Source organism: Nostoc sp. CALU 546 (assembly GCF_048836525.1).
This window is the reverse complement of sequence record NZ_JAWJTF010000024.1, coordinates 52279-69659: the sequence shown is the minus strand read 5'-3', so window position 1 is coordinate 69659 and position 17381 is coordinate 52279. Positions and strand designations below refer to the sequence as shown.

Sequence of the window (17381 nt, the reverse complement as noted above, 5' to 3'; positions counted from 1 at the left end):
TGTCAAGTGGTGAATTAAAAATTATGGCATTAGCGCACGCAATATTAGCGGCTCTGGTTGAGGCACCCTGTAGTGGGTATGATTTAGCAAAACGATTCGATGGCTCTGTAGGCTTTTTCTGGTCAGCAAGTCACCAGCAGATTTATCGGGAGTTGTCGAAGCTAGAAGATCAAGCATGGATCAGTTCCGAGTCGATTCTTCAAGCAGGACGCCCAGACAAAAGGCTCTACAGCGTTACAGACTTGGGAGAACAGCACCTCAAAGAGTGGATTGCTCAACCTTGTGAACCCACACCAATTAAAGATGATTTACTGGTAAAAATTTTTGCTGGACATATTGCTCCTAACCAAACTATCTTGGCAGAGCTAGAACATCACCAAAAAGCCCATCAAAAAAAATTGTCTACGTATAAGGAATTAGAACAGCGTTACTTTCAAAATCCGCAAGAACTGCCAGAAGCAGGCAAATTTCAGTATTTAACTCTCCTGAATGGCATTAGTTATGAAACACATTGGCTAGCCTGGTGTTACCAAGTAATGGAGTTACTGCAAACAATCGAAAATTAGTAGCAATGTTTAGCTCAAGTTTTTCTCGCATCTACACGCTGTTTGGTAAAATATCTGGGTCGTTTAATTCGGATTATGTCCATCTTTGAGCCAATCAACAGACCTTATTAACCTCGATACATTAGCCCAAGAACTAGCGACAATCCAGCAAACGGGTTCTAAAAGAATTGCCTTGCTGGGTTCTCGTCATGTCCCGATTACGCATCAGAATCTTATTGAAATGATGACTTATGCCCTAGTTTTATCGGGTAATAGCATCATTACTTCTGGTGCTACAGGTACAAATTCCGCTGCCATTAAGGGAGCAACGCGGGCTGATCCGAATTTGCTAACGGTGATTCTCCCCCAAAGTCTGGAACGCCAGCCTTTGGAATCGCGCCAGCAACTAGAACAAGTAATGCATTTAGTGGAAAATCCCAGTAATGATACTCTGTCCCTTGCTGAAGCTAGTTACCTGTGCAACAAGGAAATTGTCTCTCGTTGCCAACAACTGATCTGCTTTGCATTTCATGACAGCCGCACCCTGTTGCAAACTTGTCAAGATGCAGAAGAACAAAGAAAAGTAGTGACCCTGTTCTACTTTGATTAGTCATTTGTCATTTGTCCTTTGTCATTTGTCTTTTCTATTTGACTAATGACTGATGACTGATGACTATGACTAATAAACAATAACTAATAAGTAATGATAATTTTTTTGTACTCGATCGCTGCTGCTGTCGTTCTGATCTACCTGCCATTTTTGCTGGTAGCTTATGCCCGTGTGAGTATTGGGAATGAAATGTTTTCAACTCCTCGCGCTCTGTTTGATAAATTGCCACCTTATGCCCAGCGAGCTACTTGGGCACATCAGAACACCTTTGAAGCGTTTATGATATTTGCCGCAGCAGCATTGATGGCTTATGTGACTGGTGTAAATTCTTTTACAGCACAAGTAGCTGCGATCGCCTTTGTAGTGGCCCGTTTGCTATACTCAATTTTTTATATTTTGAATATACCCCTTTTGCGATCGCTGATGTTTGCTATTGGCATCCTTAGTTCTGCCACTCTAATCTTTTTGAGCATCATCCAAGCTAGTAGTTGAGGGAGACTGAGGACTAGGGAGATAAGAGGGACAATGGAGACAAGGGAGAATTTACTCCCCCTATTCCTTGTCTCTTCTCTATGCCCAATACTCACTCCCCAATCTAAAATCCAAAATCTAAAATCCAAAATATTTTATGGCTTCTACTTTTTCCTTTGACATTGTGAGCGACTTTGACCGACAAGAGTTGGTTAACGCTGTCGATCAAGTTGTAAGAGACATCAAAGGTCGTTACGACCTCAAAGACACTCAAACTACTGTCGAGTTAGTCGAAGAAAGTATTAACGTTAGTACTGACAGCGAGTTTACCTTAGATTCTGTACATACCATTCTGCGGGAAAAAGCCGCCAAGCGTAACCTCTCCCAGAAAATCTTTGATTTTGGCAAAGTGGAATCAGCCAGTGGTAATCGCGTGCGTCAAGAAATTAAACTCCAAAAAGGCATAAGTCAAGAAATTGCCAAACAAATTTCCAAATTGATTCGCGACGAATTCAAAAAGGTACAAGCCTCAATTCAAGGTGATGCTGTGCGGGTTTCTGCCAAATCTAAAGATGACTTGCAAGTTGTTATGCAACGCCTAAAACAAGAAGACTATCCAGTTGCTTTGCAATTTACAAATTATCGCTAAAAGATTCGTAATTCGTAGTTAAGAATTACGAATTACGAATTACGTTAGCGACGCAGGAGCGTCATTACGAATTATTTTAAGATCCTCCGCCAATACTTTTTTGAAATGCCGGACGCTCAGATAACTGCTTCATGTAGCTCAACACAGCTGGGTAAGAACTGAGGTCTAGCTTCAGCATAACGGGAATGTAATTCAGAATAGACCCCACTGCCACATCAGCAACAGTGAATTCATTACCCAGCAAAAAAGGTTGCTTACTGAAAACTTCATTTAACGGAGTCAACAAACGGGGCATTTCCCGCTCCCGATTTGCTTCTATAAAAATTCCTGGCCCAAGGGTAGCATTGGCAAACAACACCCATTGGGAAAATAGAGCACGTTCTTGGGGTGAAAGTGTAGTTTTACTATACTTATCGGCAAGATACAGCAAAATTGCTCCAGATTCCCAAAGCTGAAAATCCCCATCAACGATTGCTGGAACTTTACCAACTGGGTTAATTGCCAAATATTCAGGTTTGAGATGTTCACCCGCCTGCATATCAAGCTTGACGAATTCGTAAGGAACTTCTAGTTCCTCTAAATACCAGTGAACAATTGATGCTCGACTACGAGCGCCGCCGTAAAGTTTTAGCATAATTACTTAAAGAACTTTGTGAGTGTGAGAGTGCTGTTTAATATTGTCTTCTTTGGTGACAACTCTCGCGGCATTTAATACTCGCTTACGCTCAATAGAATACTTGAATTCAGTGTAATTTGTACCTAAGGGAATCAGTGATTTTGCAGATTCACGACGCTTGTAGGTACGAGCGGCTGCAAATGCTCGTGGCACAAATTCCTCTCCAAACTGAGCCGACTCTGGGAAGCCCTCTGGCAGGAATTGTGAATCGCCATCCAGCACAGATCCCAAAGTTGTTGCATGAGCCAGCTTATAGGAGGTAGGAATGCCCTTTAACAGAGCTTCCAAAGCCGCAGAGGGAATTGGTTCTATAACTTCGATTTGATAAACTTCTCCATCTTCTTTGACGAAGCAGGTTGCCAAGCCGATAACAATGTAATCATCGGTTGCTAAATCTGGGGCATTGGGATAAGAAATTGCAGTTGTCATCGGAAAATTTCTCAAAAATTAAATGCAGGGATTGGGGATGGTGGCAATACTGCTCGGATAAGCATTTTGAACTCGGAATTGGGTTTGGGGAAAAGGTTAAAGGGTAAAGGTTAAAGGGTAAAGGTTAAAGGTTTTTTCTTTACCCTTTCCCCCAAAACCCGACAAGTATTGGGGATGGTGGGGCCCCCTCTGGGGATAAGGGGTAATGGGGATTAGGGATTGGGGATTGAGAAGAAACAAGGGAGAGAGGGAGTGAATTCTCCACAGTTCCCAGTCCCTAGTCCCTAGTCCCCAGTCCCGTGTCCCGTGTCCTATTTCTCATCTCTAACGAACGGCTTGTTGGCATTCTACCAATTTGTCGCTCTCACTACTTGACTAGTCTTTGAGATTGGCATCTGCCATTTCTGGAATTCACCTTCGGGATCAAGTATCCATGATTAGGGTTGAGGAGCGATTGTTTATTTAGGGCATAGATTTCTACTAGTCTGGGTAGTTAAAATTCAGTCTTGGGATGGCTTTCAAGTAACCATAAATACCCTAAAAATAAACAAAGGGGTAAAACCACTAGCAGCATAAAAACTAGAATTTGATTTCACAAAGCAGTGATTTCAGGCAGGGAAAGATGAATATTCACTCATTTTTAGCTGACGATGACCAGCAAAATAAGAAATATAACTATGTTGTAAATAGTACAAATCAAGTCCAAGATGAGAGGAAAAACGATCGCAGCGAATCGACTTTAGGGGATAGCTACTTCCGCTCTTGTGCTTTGAGGTTGGCTCAACAAGGAGATTATACTGAGGCGATCGCACTTTTAACCCAACTAATTTTCCGCCATCCCCACAATGCTATTGATTACAACAACCGGGGGCTGATTTATTTCCAAAGTGGTGAAATACAAAAAGCGCTTTGCGACTATAATACTGCCCTCAAACTTAATCCTGATTTGGCTAGTGCTTATAATAATCGAGCAAATTACTACGCAGCTTGTGGAGAATTAGCAGTAGCACTTGCCGACTACGATCAAGCCATTGATTTGAATCCTCGCCATGTCCGGGCATGGATTAACCGAGGCATTACCTGGCGTGATTTGGGGCAATATGAGGAGGCAATTGAGAATTTTGAGGTAGTACTGCTTTTCGGTCAACTAGAAGGTCATATCTGGGCTGAACGTGGCAGGACTTACCATCTTTGGGGCGACTGGAATTGTGCAATCGCTGATTATCGTCGCGCCCTCACTCAACTGCCCTCTCTCGACAACAGTAGGAATATTACTGCTTATCGCTTGCGTTTACAACTCGAAAATTGGCTAAACGAGTTGCTATCTGAATCAGCGTCCTAGTTGGTAGATTAGTCCTTCTGGGGGATTCAAAATTCAAAATAATTGATTAAATTTTGAATTAGAGTTTAGTGACGCTGTATCGCTAATGACTAATAGATGATAACTACATAGCTATTCAAAAATTAGCTATTAACCATTATTTATTAGCAATAATATAAATTAACACCCGGTTTATACGTAGCCTGAATCACAAGAAACCGAAATAATCCTAAATTCGCTATTTGTCTTAGGGTAATGACTCTGTTTGTTCATTTTCTCGGCGATCCGGATTCATCAAGACCACGCGACGCTGACTGGGATCAAATCGATATCCTTGTTGTTGTCTAATACTTTTAGCTTGCTGAGGATCGAAGTTGCGGCTAAATTCCGCTTGCAAACCATTGACGTGTCCTTCCATTAACTTGACTTCAGTACCAATTTCTCGCAACTTTCCTTGCTGTGACCAATGATAAGGCAGAAGTTGTGCTAGGGCAGATGCCGCAACGGCTGTAATCACAAGATTAACCGCTATCTTGGCTGTGCTTTCCAGCGCCATCATCTGGTAAGAACGTTGACGAAGATGCCGTTTTGGTCTAGGGATGACCCGGCGTTTTTGTATAGGTTGTGACGGTGGTCTGGACGGTTGAATCGCGTTCATGATGCTAAAAAATAACCTCGCTTAGTGAAGGGAAGCACTATGAAGAGTGCTGAGTTATGAGTTATGAGTGCTGAGTGGGAAATCTTACTCAGCACTGGCTCAACGCCCTGCTACCGCTAACAGCACTTAGCATTCAGATATCAGAACTCTTGAATGCTTGATTTAGCTGTCATATTACTTCATTTTTTTGAAATAGCTACAAGTGTTGCACTAGTTAAAAAATAACCTGGCTTACGTAAGTGCAAGGTTTCTAGCTACTTATGGTATAAAACCACAAGGTGTAGAAATTGCACCCCGTACTGCCAGGATTATTAGCTTTTCAACTGTGTCACATCGGAACGTTATTTGTAAAGTTCTGTGGCTAATCGCCAAGCTAGAACTCCTGGGATCAGCGCCACAACTAGAGCGATGTAGACTTGAGTATCTGAGATGGAAGATATCTGAGCGATGTACAGAGTATCTAAGATAGGCATGGCTGAAAACCTCCTAACCAGAATAGATTTTGAACAGTTCGTTTACTACTTTTCCTTGTTTTGCCAAAATTGTGGAATATCTTGTAACAAGATGCAACAAAAGCAGTTATTAATCAGTAGTCATTAGTTATTCGACCTGAGAAAAATTTATAAAAATATGAATTTATATTTGGGTATCGACTTCGGCACCTCTGGCGCACGCGGCATAGTAATTGACGAGGAAGCTTCTTCTATCCAGGCTGAGGTGCGATATCCCTTCCAGGACTCAGGAGACGCTGTTAAGCCAAGTTTTTGGCAGGAGGCTTTGTTTGTGCTGGTGGAACGAATACCTGAAGAATTGCGGCGAGAAATTAAAGCGATCGCAATTAACGGTACTTCTTCCACCGTCTTGCTGGTTGATGCTGCTGGCAATCCTGTAGATGCACCACTGCTGTATAACGATGCGCGGGGATCATTGGTAATAGAGGAATTGAGAAGCATAGCACCCCCCAATCATACCGTATTGAGTGCCACCTCCAGCCTAGCCAAACTAATGTGGATGAGGCAATTACCTACTTTTAGTGAAGCTAGATATTTCCTACATCAAGCAGATTGGCTGGCGTTTCTCCTACATGGGTATTTAGGTATTAGCGATTACCATAATGCTTTAAAGCTGGGTTATGACGTGGAAGAGTTGAAATACCCAGAATGGCTAGAATTGCTGCAAATACCGGTTCAGCTACCCAAAGTTTTACCTCCTGGGACTCCGATTGCAGAATTACACCCGGAAATTGCAGATAAGTTCGGTTTACGTAGTGATTGTTTGGTATGTGCTGGGACAACAGATAGTATTGCCGCTTTTCTCGCCAGTGGGGCAAAATTACCTGGTGAAGCCGTGACTTCCCTTGGTTCAACGTTGGTACTAAAGTTGTTAAGTCGTACCCGTGTAGAAGATGTTAGATATGGGATTTATAGCCATCGTTTGGGTAATCTGTGGCTGACTGGTGGCGCTTCTAATACTGGAGGTGCAGTACTTAAGCAATTTTTCACAAGCGCTGAGTTAGCAAGCCTTAGTCGTGAGATTGATCCATCAAAAGCCAGTGAATTAGATTATTATCCATTGTTGAAAGCAGGCGATCGCTTTCCCATTAATGATCCCAATCTACCCCCACGATTGGAACCACGCCCAGATCATCCAGTGGAATTTCTGCATGGGTTGTTAGAAAGTATTACCCGCATAGAAACACATGGGTATGAATTATTACAGCAAATGGGTGCAGACAAGGTGAGCCGTGTTTATACTGCTGGTGGTGGCGCGGCGAACGATACTTGGACTGCAATTAGGGCGCGTAATTTGCAGGTTCCTGTAGTAGCGTCAGTTTATACAGAAGCAGCCTACGGGACAGCGCTGTTGGCGATGCGGGGGGTGAAAAAAGGACATGGGGACGGGTGTGTAGTGGGAAAATGCTCAAAAATTCTAGGAATTACGAACTGTACAAATGACTTTTGAAGAAGAATTCAGAAGTCAGAATTCAGGAGTCAGAATGAAGACGCTCTCTACGAGACGCTACGCGAACGCGGACTCGCTAACGCTGCGCTATCCACCAGTCGCACAAAATACTCAACTGAATTCTGGCTCCTGACTCCTGACTCCTGAATTCTGTTTCGATAAGGAAGCTAAAAATCCTGTAGCGTCTCTCCTTGGGAGAAGCTACGCGAACAGTCCAGAGATGAAAGCTTTTTGTGAGGCTTAAGCCTCCAGTAATGTTTTGTTTTAGCTCCCCTCCCCGCTCTCACTCAGGAATTTTGAGTTAGTTGAGTAATATTATCCTTACCCTCTTTTCGCAGATATCTTCTAAATCCGTATGTATCCCAGTGACAATCGGCATATCTCGGCCGATACTCAAATTATTAGATACCGGACTATAGGATTCCAGGTTGATCATCTGGGCAGCTATTCGGGGATGGGTGCTTCGCCACAAGCGAATGTCATCTATCCCCTTTATTAATTGGTGTGGGTTTTAAAGTAATACCATTGCGAAGCTAATGGGTGTATTAAGGCGATCGCAATCATGGCAGAAAAACGCCAAATTGTAGGTTGAAAGTAACCGGATGTTGCGGCGCTACAGTGTAGAAGCTAATGACAGCAAGCGTAACACGGAGACAAAAAAGTGCAAATCACTAAGCGCAATGTTGAGTTAAGAGTAGATGGTAGCTTAATGCGTGTTTATGTAGCGGCTCCGAAAGCAGCAGGGAAATACCCTGGTATTGTCTTCTACAGTGATATTTATCAGTTAGGTGATCCAATGATTCGTTTAGCAAACTACTTAGCAGGATACGGCTATGTAGTAGCAGCCCCAGAAATTTTTCACCGAATTGAGCCAGTTGGTTCAGTAATTGAGCCAGATGATCTGGGACGGATGCGGGGTAATGACGATGCTCGTCGAACCTCGGTAGCTGATTATGATGCCGATTGCCTTGCTATGATTGAATTTCTGAAAACAGAGAGTGCGGTTTCTCCAAATCAAATAGGCACTCTCGGCTTTTGTATTGGTGGACATTTAGCTTTCCGCGCAGCATTTCAAAGCGAAATTCGAGCTTCTGTCTGCTGTTACCCTACTGGTATTCCCAGTGGCAAACTGGGTAAGGAGGTAGCCGATACAATCCAGCGGGTAAGTGAAATCCAAGGCGAAATGCTCATGGTGTTCGGTACTCTTGACCCTCATATACCAGATAGCGATCGCCAAACCATAATAAAAGCAATTGAGAGTGCTAATATACCTCACCAAGTTGTCTCGTATGAAGCAGAACATACATTCATGCGCGACGACGGTTATCGTTATGATTCTAGTGCTACCACCTCTGCTTGGTCTGAAATAGTAACTTTCTTGGGGCGCATATTTGCCAACTGAAAACTCCTATTATTGCTTTCTTCGCATCAATTTTGAGTTGTTTGCAATGCCAACAAAGCAGCACCGTAAGCAGGCTCGTACCTCGGAAAAATCACATTTACATTAGGAAACTTGTTAACAAGAGACGCTGCAAATCTCTCATACATCTTGCATCTACTGCGCCACACGCTCCCCGTGGTGACTACTTCTAAAACTGAGTCAGCACTAAAAATTGCATCAATTACTGTAGATGTAGCCTTCACTAATTCTTTGACAGCATCATCAATTATCATATTCGCTAAGACATCACCTGAAGCTGCGGCAAAATCTACAACTGGTGCTAAAGCTGCGATCTGTTTAACTCCCCATTCTCGCCGATATATTACTTCTATTAAATCTTCTATACTTTCCAAATCAAGATGCTGTTTGAAACTCTCTACCAAGTTCGTTGACATCTCCCGTCCATCATAAGATTTTAATGCTGCATTCATACCAGCCACAGCAATTTTATAAGCGCTACCTTCATCTCCTAAAATATACCCCCAGCCGCCAACTCGCTTGGTATATCCCTGATGATTTCGCCCGAAAACTATCGAACCAGTACCTACTGCAACCACAATTCCTACAGGCTGACCAATTCCACCAATTAAAGCAATTAAAGCATCGTTACAAATGACAATATTAGCTGGCTCTAATGCCCAAGTTATAGGCAGATGTTTGTTATTTTGCAACTCTTGGACTAGACCTTTTACTACTTCGATATCTGCTAAACGACCTACACCTGCTAAACCCAAACATATCGCTTCAATATTCACACTATTTGCAATTATTTCTGCCTGAACTGCGTTGTGAATTGCAGATTGCATAGATTGTAGAGTGGCTTCAATACCTATACTTTGATAGTTAGACGGGCCAGCTTCACCACGACCTATAACTTGATGCAAATCATCCATCAAAATACAAACAGTCTTGCTACCGCCGCCATCTATTCCCAAAACATAACTCATGATCTGTAATTATGTTAATTATTCTGACGCTTGGGTTCATCTTTTAAAGGGATGAAAAAGAGAGCAATCATCCCAGGAATAGTCAGCAAACAAACCAAAATAAAAAATAATGGATAGCCAAATACTTTTTGCAGATAACCGCTAATTAAACCTGGTAACATCATTCCTAAAGCCATAATGCCAGTGGAGATAGCAAAATGAGAAGTTTTATATTCGCCTTGGCAAATATACATTAAATAAACACTAAAAGCGGTAAATCCAAAACCATATCCAAATTGCTCTAAGGAAACCAAGGGATATACTAATGTTAGTGAAGGTTTACTGTAAGCCATATACACATAAAATATATCAGGTAAGTTCAAAGCTAAAGCCATAGGGAAAAGACACTTTTTTAATCCATATTTGGAAATTAATAAACCTCCTAATATCCCTCCGCAAATCAGGGAAATTACCCCAAAGGTTCCGTATACTAATCCGACATCTGATGTAGATAGCCCTAAGCCTCCTACTTCTGGCTTGTCTAATAAAAATAAAGAAGCTATTTTGACAAGCATTGCTTCGCCAAGCCTGTAAAGCAAGATAAATGCTAAAATATTTATAATCTTATCCTGAGCAAAATATGAACTAATAATTGACCAAAAAGGGATATTTTCTCTAGTTTTTATTTGCCGTTGTTCATCTGATTCAGGTAAGGGTAAAATTAAGCGATGCGAAATAAACAGGATTGCTAAAATTAAAGCTGAGAAACCAATAGCTATAGTCCAGCTTAAAGGAATGTTGTTGAGAGATACTTCAAGCTGACCTGCTAAAATTACTAATATTCCAGATCCAAAAATAACAGCCATTCTATAAAATAGTGAGCGGATGCCAATAAAAAAGGCTTGTTGTTCTGGAGATAAAGCCAGCAGATAGAAGCCATCTGTGGCAATATCATAAGTTGCAGAAATAAATGCTCCTATTGTTAATGTTGCAAGGGAAATGAAAAAGAAATTTGGTAGTTGTAAGGAGAAAGCTATCAAACCTAAACAACCAAACATGGCAAATTGGGTATAAAGTATCCATTGACGTTTGGTAGAGTAAATATCGACAATTGGGCCCCAAAACATTTTGATTACCCAAGGGAGATAGAGAAAACTTGTCCACAAGGCAATTTGCGTATTATCTATTCCCAGTTTCTTGTAAAAGATTACAGAAACAGTGTTGATGATGACATAAGGTATGCCGGAGGCGAAATATAAGGTGGGGATGAAAGTCCAAGGAGAGATTGTTTGATTTTTCATGGATTTGGTTCCAAACTCTGGCTTTTTGCCATCAGTAAAACCTTGTTGCTATGCTTTCCCACTTTCCATAATGCAATACGGTTTAGTTAAGGGTTATTGGTGTAGATAATTGGTTTTTGAAGACGCGATAAATCGCGTCTCTACATCAGGGTTTTGTCGCTCATTCTGAACTGTATTGTTCCATATCCGGTATGTCTAACTACGGCGTTCCGCGAATGGGGACTAGGAAGAGTTTTCGGGAGCATCTCATACCAATTCAATTAATGATTGCGCGTCTCTACAAATGGTCTATTTGTCCCATTCTTTTTTCAAATTGGTAACAGCAAATATACCTGGCGATTGGAAATCGCGGCTACACAAACGTACTCCTTTGGAGAACCCGGAGGGTAGACCGCCTGTGCGGACTTAAGAAATTGGAAACCCGCCTAGACGTTTAAAGTCTGACAGAAAATGTCAAGCAAAGGTAGAAAAATCTAGATTCGGTGGAATATCCTGAATCCGTCCAGGCCCGATCGCTCGTAATGCTTCTTTGAGTAAAATATCCCCAGTATACAAGGCACGTCCAACAATCACGCCAGTCACGCCTTGAGGTTCTAACGCCAATAAACTCAACAAATCGGTGACAGAACTTACCCCGCCAGAGGCAATTATCGGGATGGAAATTGCCGCTGCAAGTTCTCGCAAAGCTTCCAAATTCGGGCCTGTGAGTGTACCGTCCCGGTGAATATCTGTGTAAATTATGGCGGCTGCACCCAATTCTTGCATTTGTACAGCCAATTGGGTTGCCAAAACTTCTGAGGTTTCTAACCAACCGCGAGTTGCTACTAGACCGTTACGGGCATCAATACCGATGATAATTTGTTCAGGAAATTCTTGACAGAGTTCTTGTACTAGCTGGGGTTGTTCTACGGCGATAGTGCCAAGAATTGCCCACTGTATGCCGAGATTGAATACTTGTTGCACACTGGTGCGATCGCGCAATCCTCCACCAATTTCAATGGGCACTGAAACCGCATGTGCGATCGCTTCAATTGCCCCCAGGTTTACTACTTTACCTGCTTTGGCCCCATCCAAATCAACTATATGTAATCTGGTAGCACCTTCATCTACCCACTGTTTGGCAACATCAGCAGGATTTTCGCTAAAAACTTGCGAGCGATCGTAATCTCCCTGATACAGTCGCACACAGTGACCTTCTAGTAAATCAATCGCTGGAATTACGTCCATTTAACTTTTCCTCTAAACTCAATGCAATCAAAATGCTAGCTATAGCTGAATTTACTATTTTTCATTTTTTATTTGTAATTGCCGTACAGCTTGTCCAAAACCCAGCACAAGCAAGATATTTGAAAGCGTCAAAAATACTTCTGCACCACCGTGCAACCAATCTACATTGGCCAAAGACTCGCCATAATGCAATTGGGCGTAAATTCCGGCGGGGATGGTGATGGCAACAAAGACGAGAGTACCGTAAAATCCATACAGCGCTAAACGCGGCATTTGCGGACTACGGCTGATAAACCACAAGAAACCCAAATAGGGAAACAGTGAAAGTGCAAACAGGGTTTCTTTAGAAATCATTGCTCTGATTTGATAGGTTCTGGTTCAACAGTGTTAGAAGATTTGGTAGAACGCCAAATCAAATACGCCGCTGCCCAAAGCGTAAAATTACCAACTAAGGTCATGGTAGCTTGAAGCGTTACCATCCATTCTAGAGATTCGGCGTTGTCGAAATAATGCCAGGTACAGGCACACATAGCACTGACTAAAGCTGGTAACATGGCAAGGGACAATCCCCACCAATTACGGTTATTAGTGAGTTCGCCGTAAGTCCAGATTAACCAAATGGCGACAATCCACTCAATAACGCTAGAAACATGAATAATCCAGGTGGGAATCGATAGGACGTGCATAGAGTGGGGAGTGGGGAGTGGGGAGTTAGGAGTTAGGAGTTAGAAGTTAGGAGTTTTCACATCTTTATATAGATATAGCTACGTTAAAAAAGTTGTTAATCTAAAATCTAAAATCTAAAATGGTCAAGATGCGGGCGTTATTGTCTGGGTATTACGGTAAAGGTAATGGTGGTGACGAGGCTTTGTTAGCAACGCTTTTGCAAATGTTACCATCTCACGTAACGCCTGTGGTGCTTTCTGGTAATCCAGAGGAAACCCGCGATCGCTACAATAATGTAGAAACCTGCGATCGCATGGCTCCTTTAGCTGTACTGCAAGCTTTACGCTCAAGTGATGCTTTGATTTGGGGCGGCGGCAGTCTCATTCAAGATGTTACCAGTACTATTAGCCCATTTTATTATGGGGGACTGATGGCATTGGCACAGAAAATGGGTTTGAAAACTGTTGCTTGGGCGCAGGGTATTGGCCCGTTAGTGCGTCCGCAAACTCGTTGGTTGGCACGGCAAACATTTGGTAATTGTACCAAAATCAGTGTCCGCGATCGCGCCAGTGCGGCTTTATTATCTGATTGGCAGATCCCTTGTATCATAGCTCCAGACCCGGTTTGGGCGTTGGAATCGAAACCAGCTCCAGGACTTTGGGATTTACCTGCGCCGAGAGTTGCAGTAACGTTGCGATCGCATCCCCAACTTACAGAAACACGTTTAGCAAACTTAACTCGCGCTTTGGTTGACTTTCAAAAAGCTACGCAAGCATTTATTTTATTACTGCCATTTCAAAAAAGTGAAGATTTAAGTATTGCCGAAGCTATTCAACCACATCTTAAAGATGTCAGCAAGATTTTATGTCTGGAAGATCCGCAACTTTTAAAAGGTGTGTTTCGCGGTGTCGAAATGGCAATTGGGATGCGTTTGCACAGCTTAATTATGGCTGCTGCTGAAGGTTGTCGCTGTTTTGCTCTTAGTTATGACCCCAAGGTAAATCGTCTCATGGAAGACTTGGAAATGCCTGGGTGGGATTTAGCAAGTTTACCCGATGACCCCAATTTAATTAGTCTAACTTGGATGGAGCATTATGCTAACGGTGATCCGTTATCATCAGAGCAAATAAAATCTTTAATAGATAAGGCATTAATACACCGCGAGTTATTGAGCCAAACTTTTTTGTAATAATTAACTTAAAAATGGGGCTTATGGGGGATCTAAAAGTATTTGATACATCACTAAAGACTTTTCAAACATCCTCTAAGAGTTGTACGGTTTTAACCAATATTCGTCACCCACTCGTACAGAATTAATACCGAATTCTGAATTCTTCTTATAAATAATTCTTGCTAATGATCAGCTTTGGCTTTTGGAACCTACTTGTAATAACTGTTGTTGCTTTAGTTCTCAAAAATAATTGGCGATTAGATGATGAAAAAGTAGCCTGGAAAAATTCTTTATTTTTAAAATCCCCTGTAATCCAACGGTTGATGCAATTTTTTCGTCAACCAATTGTTAGCTTTCTGATCCAAGCAGGTGTTGTCTTAGTCGTTACAAGATTTCTTTGTTATACAGGTTGGCTAGTTTATTTACTAAATCAACCAGATCCACCATTATGGGATTTTAAGTGGTTTTATGTGGCGAGTAAATTAGCTCATCAGCATTTGAGTCCCTTTAATGTCGAGATTTTTAATCAAAGCTTTTGTACCCTAACTAATGTGTGTGGCTTTATTCCACCCTTTGTCTATCCACCTAATATTATTCCTCTCATTTGGTTTATCGGTTATTTTTCGAGCAGTACTGCATTTTCAATCTGGATTGGAATGCATATATTAGCAATCGGTTTGGCCTTATGGGGAGCTAATATCCTGCTGGAGTCTAAGTCACTAGCTTTCAGAACTATTTGCACAATCTCGATTGCATTGATTTATGGTTTAGTTCGCGATCTTCAAGTTGGTAATATTGCTATTTTCGTTGCAGTTTTGATCTTATGGATGTTTATCTGGGCTAAAAAAAATCAGGATATTCCAGCAGGAATTTGCTTGGGTATTGCTGTTTGTAAACCAACATTAGCTGCATTATTCATTCTGTATTTTTTACTTAAAAGACGGTTCTGTTTAGTTTTTGTATCTGTTGTCATAGGAACTTCTCTTGTATTTTTAGGTCTAGCCTTGACGGGCAATTCTTTGACACAATTCCTACCAGATGCATCTCGTGGATTTTCACTCTGGCTAAATGATCCATCGAATAGTCCTTATCTTTCGATTAGTCGCATCGATTTGAAGGTGGTGGGCCCAAGATTATTTCCCAATAATCCATTTTTTGCCAAGCTATTTTCAGACTTAATTGTTCTGACACTTGTTGGTTTAGTGGGTTGGTATTGGTATTTGCAACAATCTCTTACAGCCTGGGCAAAGGAAATATACTTAGCAGAATTGGTACTAGTTTCTTGCTTGAGTATTGCCATTAACTATTCACAGCAAACCGGTTCTGTGATGTTAATACCTGCTGTTGTTTTTTTGCTAAATGATTTGCTGTATCAGATTAGACATTGTAAATTTTCTAGAACAAGAATCTCAGTTTGGTTAGCAGGGGTTTGCTGTCTAGCAGTGCAAACAGCGGTAATTCATGGCTGGCTCATCGGCTCTCTAGCAAAGCGCTGGAATGTGAAAGCGGGGGAATTGCCATATATTATAAAAGTGACTATTTTCGCCCTACCGAGTTATGCCATTCTAGGAATCACCGTCAGTATTGTAGTTTTAGCAATTAGCTCCCTGCGTCAAAAACCGATTCTGAAATCTCAACCTTTGAATCGGGTGTCAACTTAGCGCTAACAATACCTGACCATTGAACTTTTTTCTCTTTCTCCCGGCGGTAAGAAAAGAAATGCTCTGGAGTTTGGAAAGTACAATAAGGTGCGATCGCAATTTGTTCTGCACTAATTCCCAAATTTTCCAGTTGTAAGCTATTCACTCGCCGGACATCCAGCCGTACCTTGCCAGGATTGGGGTCTTCTTGCAAAGGTGAATTTGGTAACTCATGTAATGCTGCTAAAATTTTTTCTTCGTCATTATGTGATATAATGCTAGCCCCGATTTCCGCAGCCACTTCAATCGAGACTTGGTAAACATCACCAGCGATCGCGGGGCCCATCGCAATGCGTAAATCATCGAGTTTGCTGCCTTGAGATTGTAGTCGAGCGATCGCCAAGGGGACAATCTTCTTGGCAGTTCCCCGCCAACCCGCGTGTAATGCTGCCACCTTTCCAGTTTGCACATCCCCAATCAGCACGGGTGTACAATCTGCACTAGCAACCCAAACCGCTTGTAGAGGCTGCTCACTCATTAAACCATCCGCCGACGCTAAATCCTCCTCAGCAGAGCTTAAGAAGCTTTCAACTTCTTGGGGGGTGAGAACAGTATTGCCATGAACCTGCTTTAAGCGATAGACTGATGCCTCTGGTTGCAATACTTCTGTGATAACTTGTGGCGATCGCGGCCAAAACTGTTGGGTAAAGAAGCCGTGATGCCAATGTTCCAGAATACTACAAGTTAGATAAGGCAGTCCTTCCCAATTGCGCCAGTGCCAAGTGTGCATCTTCAACCAAACCTAAACAGAAATCACTCATCAGCCAATCAATGCTAACTTGAACAACGGAATTTGGGTTAACTGCTGTGGGATTTAATCTGCAAAACTTGGAAGCAGCCTTGCAAGCAGGGCGTCAGTATACATATTTACCATTTTCCCTTCACTTTTTTGAAAGCGTCTCCTCAACCAACCAAACCCTCTGGAATTTACTCAACCAAGGGGCTATTTCTGGAACAGTAGTAATTGCAACTCAGCAATCCGCTGGGCGGGGACAATGGGGACGCCAGTGGATTTCTCCAGTTGGCGGATTATATGTTTCCGTGGGGATTTCTTTTGATCACAAAATAGAGGCGACTGACAGCTATCAGCTAACTTTTGCCACCGCTTGGGGAATTGCATCTCAATTGCGCCAATCCGGTATAGATGTTGGGATAAAATGGCCCAATGATTTGGTTTTAAATGGTCGCAAACTAGGCGGCATTTTGACAGAAACCAAAGTAAACAGAGGACAAATCACCCAAGCAGTAATTGGTGTTGGCATTAACTGGAGAAACCCAGTACCGGAAACTGGAATAAATCTGGAATCGTGGCAAACATCCCAAGATTTCAAACCAATTTCTTGTCTGGAAATGCTAACCTCTATCGTCTTGCGGGGAATAGAATCCGGTATGGAGTGCCTTTGTCAAGAAGGAGTAAGCATACTCTTGTCTCGCTATTTAGACTTGCTTACAAACATGGGCGATCGGGTGTATGTCAATAATCTTTCAGGTACAGTAGTTGGGGTGACATCTCAAGGAAATTTACGAGTTGATTTAGAAACACATGATACAAAGGAACTAATTACACCGGAAATTTATATTGAACCCGGTACAATCAGTTTGGGGTACCATAAATCTTCCGTTTAAAT

The 17381-nt window shown here is 42.1% G+C and carries 20 protein-coding genes; 10 read left to right on the top strand and 10 right to left on the bottom strand.

Features of this window, described 5'->3' with window-relative positions; genetic code table 11:
• The first annotated feature begins 23 nt into the window (after window positions 1-23).
• From RRG12_RS14720 to RRG12_RS14705, 4 genes are all read left to right on the top strand, one after another.
• Entirely contained in the window at window positions 24-566 is a 543-nt protein-coding gene (locus tag RRG12_RS14720) for a PadR family transcriptional regulator (RefSeq protein WP_069072876.1), read from the top strand.
• Window positions 567-651: 85 nt separating this feature from the next.
• Window positions 652-1155, top strand: coding sequence for a DNA recombination-mediator protein A (locus RRG12_RS14715; protein WP_069072867.1), 504 nt, complete (start codon window positions 652-654; stop codon window positions 1153-1155).
• Between the two features lie 93 nt (window positions 1156-1248).
• Window positions 1249-1647 (top strand): MAPEG family protein, encoded by a 399-nt coding sequence (locus RRG12_RS14710; protein ID WP_069072866.1) that lies wholly within the window; start codon window positions 1249-1251, stop codon window positions 1645-1647.
• 136 nt (window positions 1648-1783) lie between these two features.
• Entirely contained in the window at window positions 1784-2275 is a 492-nt protein-coding gene (locus tag RRG12_RS14705) for a YajQ family cyclic di-GMP-binding protein (RefSeq protein WP_069072865.1), read from the top strand.
• A 76-nt stretch (window positions 2276-2351) separates the two neighbouring features.
• On the opposite strand, the gene RRG12_RS14700 is transcribed toward RRG12_RS14705, so the two are convergent.
• Both RRG12_RS14700 and RRG12_RS14695 read right to left on the bottom strand, forming a co-directional pair.
• Window positions 2352-2909, bottom strand: a complete 558-nt coding sequence (locus tag RRG12_RS14700) for a glutathione S-transferase family protein (protein ID WP_420759800.1) — start codon at window positions 2907-2909, stop codon at window positions 2352-2354.
• 6 nt (window positions 2910-2915) lie between these two features.
• Entirely contained in the window at window positions 2916-3380 is a 465-nt protein-coding gene (locus tag RRG12_RS14695; RefSeq protein ID WP_069072863.1) for a hypothetical protein, read from the bottom strand.
• Window positions 3381-4002: 622 nt separating this feature from the next.
• On the opposite strand from RRG12_RS14695, the gene RRG12_RS14690 reads away from it, so the two are divergent.
• Window positions 4003-4722, top strand: coding sequence for a tetratricopeptide repeat protein (locus RRG12_RS14690; RefSeq protein WP_420759799.1), 720 nt, complete (start codon window positions 4003-4005; stop codon window positions 4720-4722).
• 226 nt (window positions 4723-4948) lie between these two features.
• Here the strand turns inward: RRG12_RS14690 and RRG12_RS14685 are convergent, their stop codons facing one another.
• Together RRG12_RS14685 and psaM are read right to left on the bottom strand one after the other, a co-directional pair.
• Entirely contained in the window at window positions 4949-5359 is a 411-nt protein-coding gene (locus tag RRG12_RS14685; protein ID WP_069072861.1) for a hypothetical protein, read from the bottom strand.
• A gap of 341 nt (window positions 5360-5700) precedes the next feature.
• On the bottom strand, window positions 5701-5790 hold the full coding sequence (gene psaM / locus RRG12_RS14680; protein ID WP_040630342.1) for a photosystem I reaction center subunit XII: 90 nt from the start codon (window positions 5788-5790) through the stop codon (window positions 5701-5703).
• Window positions 5791-5989: 199 nt separating this feature from the next.
• Between psaM and RRG12_RS14675 the strand changes: the two genes are divergently transcribed.
• Window positions 5990-7321 (top strand): FGGY-family carbohydrate kinase, encoded by a 1332-nt coding sequence (locus tag RRG12_RS14675; RefSeq protein WP_420759798.1) that lies wholly within the window; start codon window positions 5990-5992, stop codon window positions 7319-7321.
• A 661-nt stretch (window positions 7322-7982) separates the two neighbouring features.
• Window positions 7983-8723, top strand: a complete 741-nt coding sequence (locus RRG12_RS14670; protein WP_420759797.1) for a dienelactone hydrolase family protein — start codon at window positions 7983-7985, stop codon at window positions 8721-8723.
• A 26-nt stretch (window positions 8724-8749) separates the two neighbouring features.
• On the opposite strand, the gene RRG12_RS14665 is transcribed toward RRG12_RS14670, so the two are convergent.
• From RRG12_RS14665 to RRG12_RS14645, 5 genes are all read right to left on the bottom strand, one after another.
• Window positions 8750-9709 carry an N-acetylglucosamine kinase gene (locus RRG12_RS14665; protein WP_420759796.1) on the bottom strand — a complete coding sequence of 320 codons (960 nt, stop codon included), beginning with the start codon at window positions 9707-9709 and terminating at the stop codon, window positions 8750-8752.
• A gap of 14 nt (window positions 9710-9723) precedes the next feature.
• A complete protein-coding gene (locus RRG12_RS14660) occupies window positions 9724-10989 on the bottom strand; it encodes an MFS transporter (protein ID WP_420759795.1) in 1266 nt (421 codons plus the stop codon).
• Window positions 10990-11442: 453 nt separating this feature from the next.
• Window positions 11443-12216 carry a 1-(5-phosphoribosyl)-5-[(5-phosphoribosylamino)methylideneamino]imidazole-4-carboxamide isomerase gene (hisA, locus tag RRG12_RS14655; RefSeq protein ID WP_420759794.1) on the bottom strand — a complete coding sequence of 258 codons (774 nt, stop codon included), beginning with the start codon at window positions 12214-12216 and terminating at the stop codon, window positions 11443-11445.
• A gap of 54 nt (window positions 12217-12270) precedes the next feature.
• The gene (locus RRG12_RS14650) at window positions 12271-12570 is read right to left on the bottom strand and encodes a DUF3593 domain-containing protein (RefSeq protein WP_069072857.1); all 300 of its coding nucleotides are present in this window, start codon (window positions 12568-12570) and stop codon (window positions 12271-12273) included.
• Window positions 12567-12902, bottom strand: a complete 336-nt coding sequence (locus tag RRG12_RS14645; RefSeq protein ID WP_069072856.1) for a DUF2499 domain-containing protein — start codon at window positions 12900-12902, stop codon at window positions 12567-12569. The genes RRG12_RS14650 and RRG12_RS14645 overlap by 4 nt, the downstream gene beginning before the upstream one ends.
• Before the next feature lie 128 nt (window positions 12903-13030).
• Between RRG12_RS14645 and csaB the strand changes: the two genes are divergently transcribed.
• Entirely contained in the window at window positions 13031-14071 is a 1041-nt protein-coding gene (csaB, locus tag RRG12_RS14640; RefSeq protein WP_420759815.1) for a polysaccharide pyruvyl transferase CsaB, read from the top strand.
• Between the two features lie 167 nt (window positions 14072-14238).
• A complete protein-coding gene (locus tag RRG12_RS14635; RefSeq protein ID WP_420759814.1) occupies window positions 14239-15714 on the top strand; it encodes a glycosyltransferase family 87 protein in 1476 nt (491 codons plus the stop codon).
• On the opposite strand, the gene pgeF is transcribed toward RRG12_RS14635, so the two are convergent.
• Window positions 15653-16483 carry a peptidoglycan editing factor PgeF gene (pgeF, locus tag RRG12_RS14630; RefSeq protein WP_420759793.1) on the bottom strand — a complete coding sequence of 277 codons (831 nt, stop codon included), beginning with the start codon at window positions 16481-16483 and terminating at the stop codon, window positions 15653-15655. The genes RRG12_RS14635 and pgeF overlap by 62 nt on opposite strands.
• A 77-nt stretch (window positions 16484-16560) precedes the next feature.
• Here pgeF and RRG12_RS14625 point away from each other — a divergent pair, with 77 nt between their 5' ends.
• The gene (locus tag RRG12_RS14625) at window positions 16561-17379 is read left to right on the top strand and encodes a biotin--[acetyl-CoA-carboxylase] ligase (protein ID WP_420759792.1); all 819 of its coding nucleotides are present in this window, start codon (window positions 16561-16563) and stop codon (window positions 17377-17379) included.
• The last annotated feature ends 2 nt before the right edge of the window (window positions 17380-17381 follow it).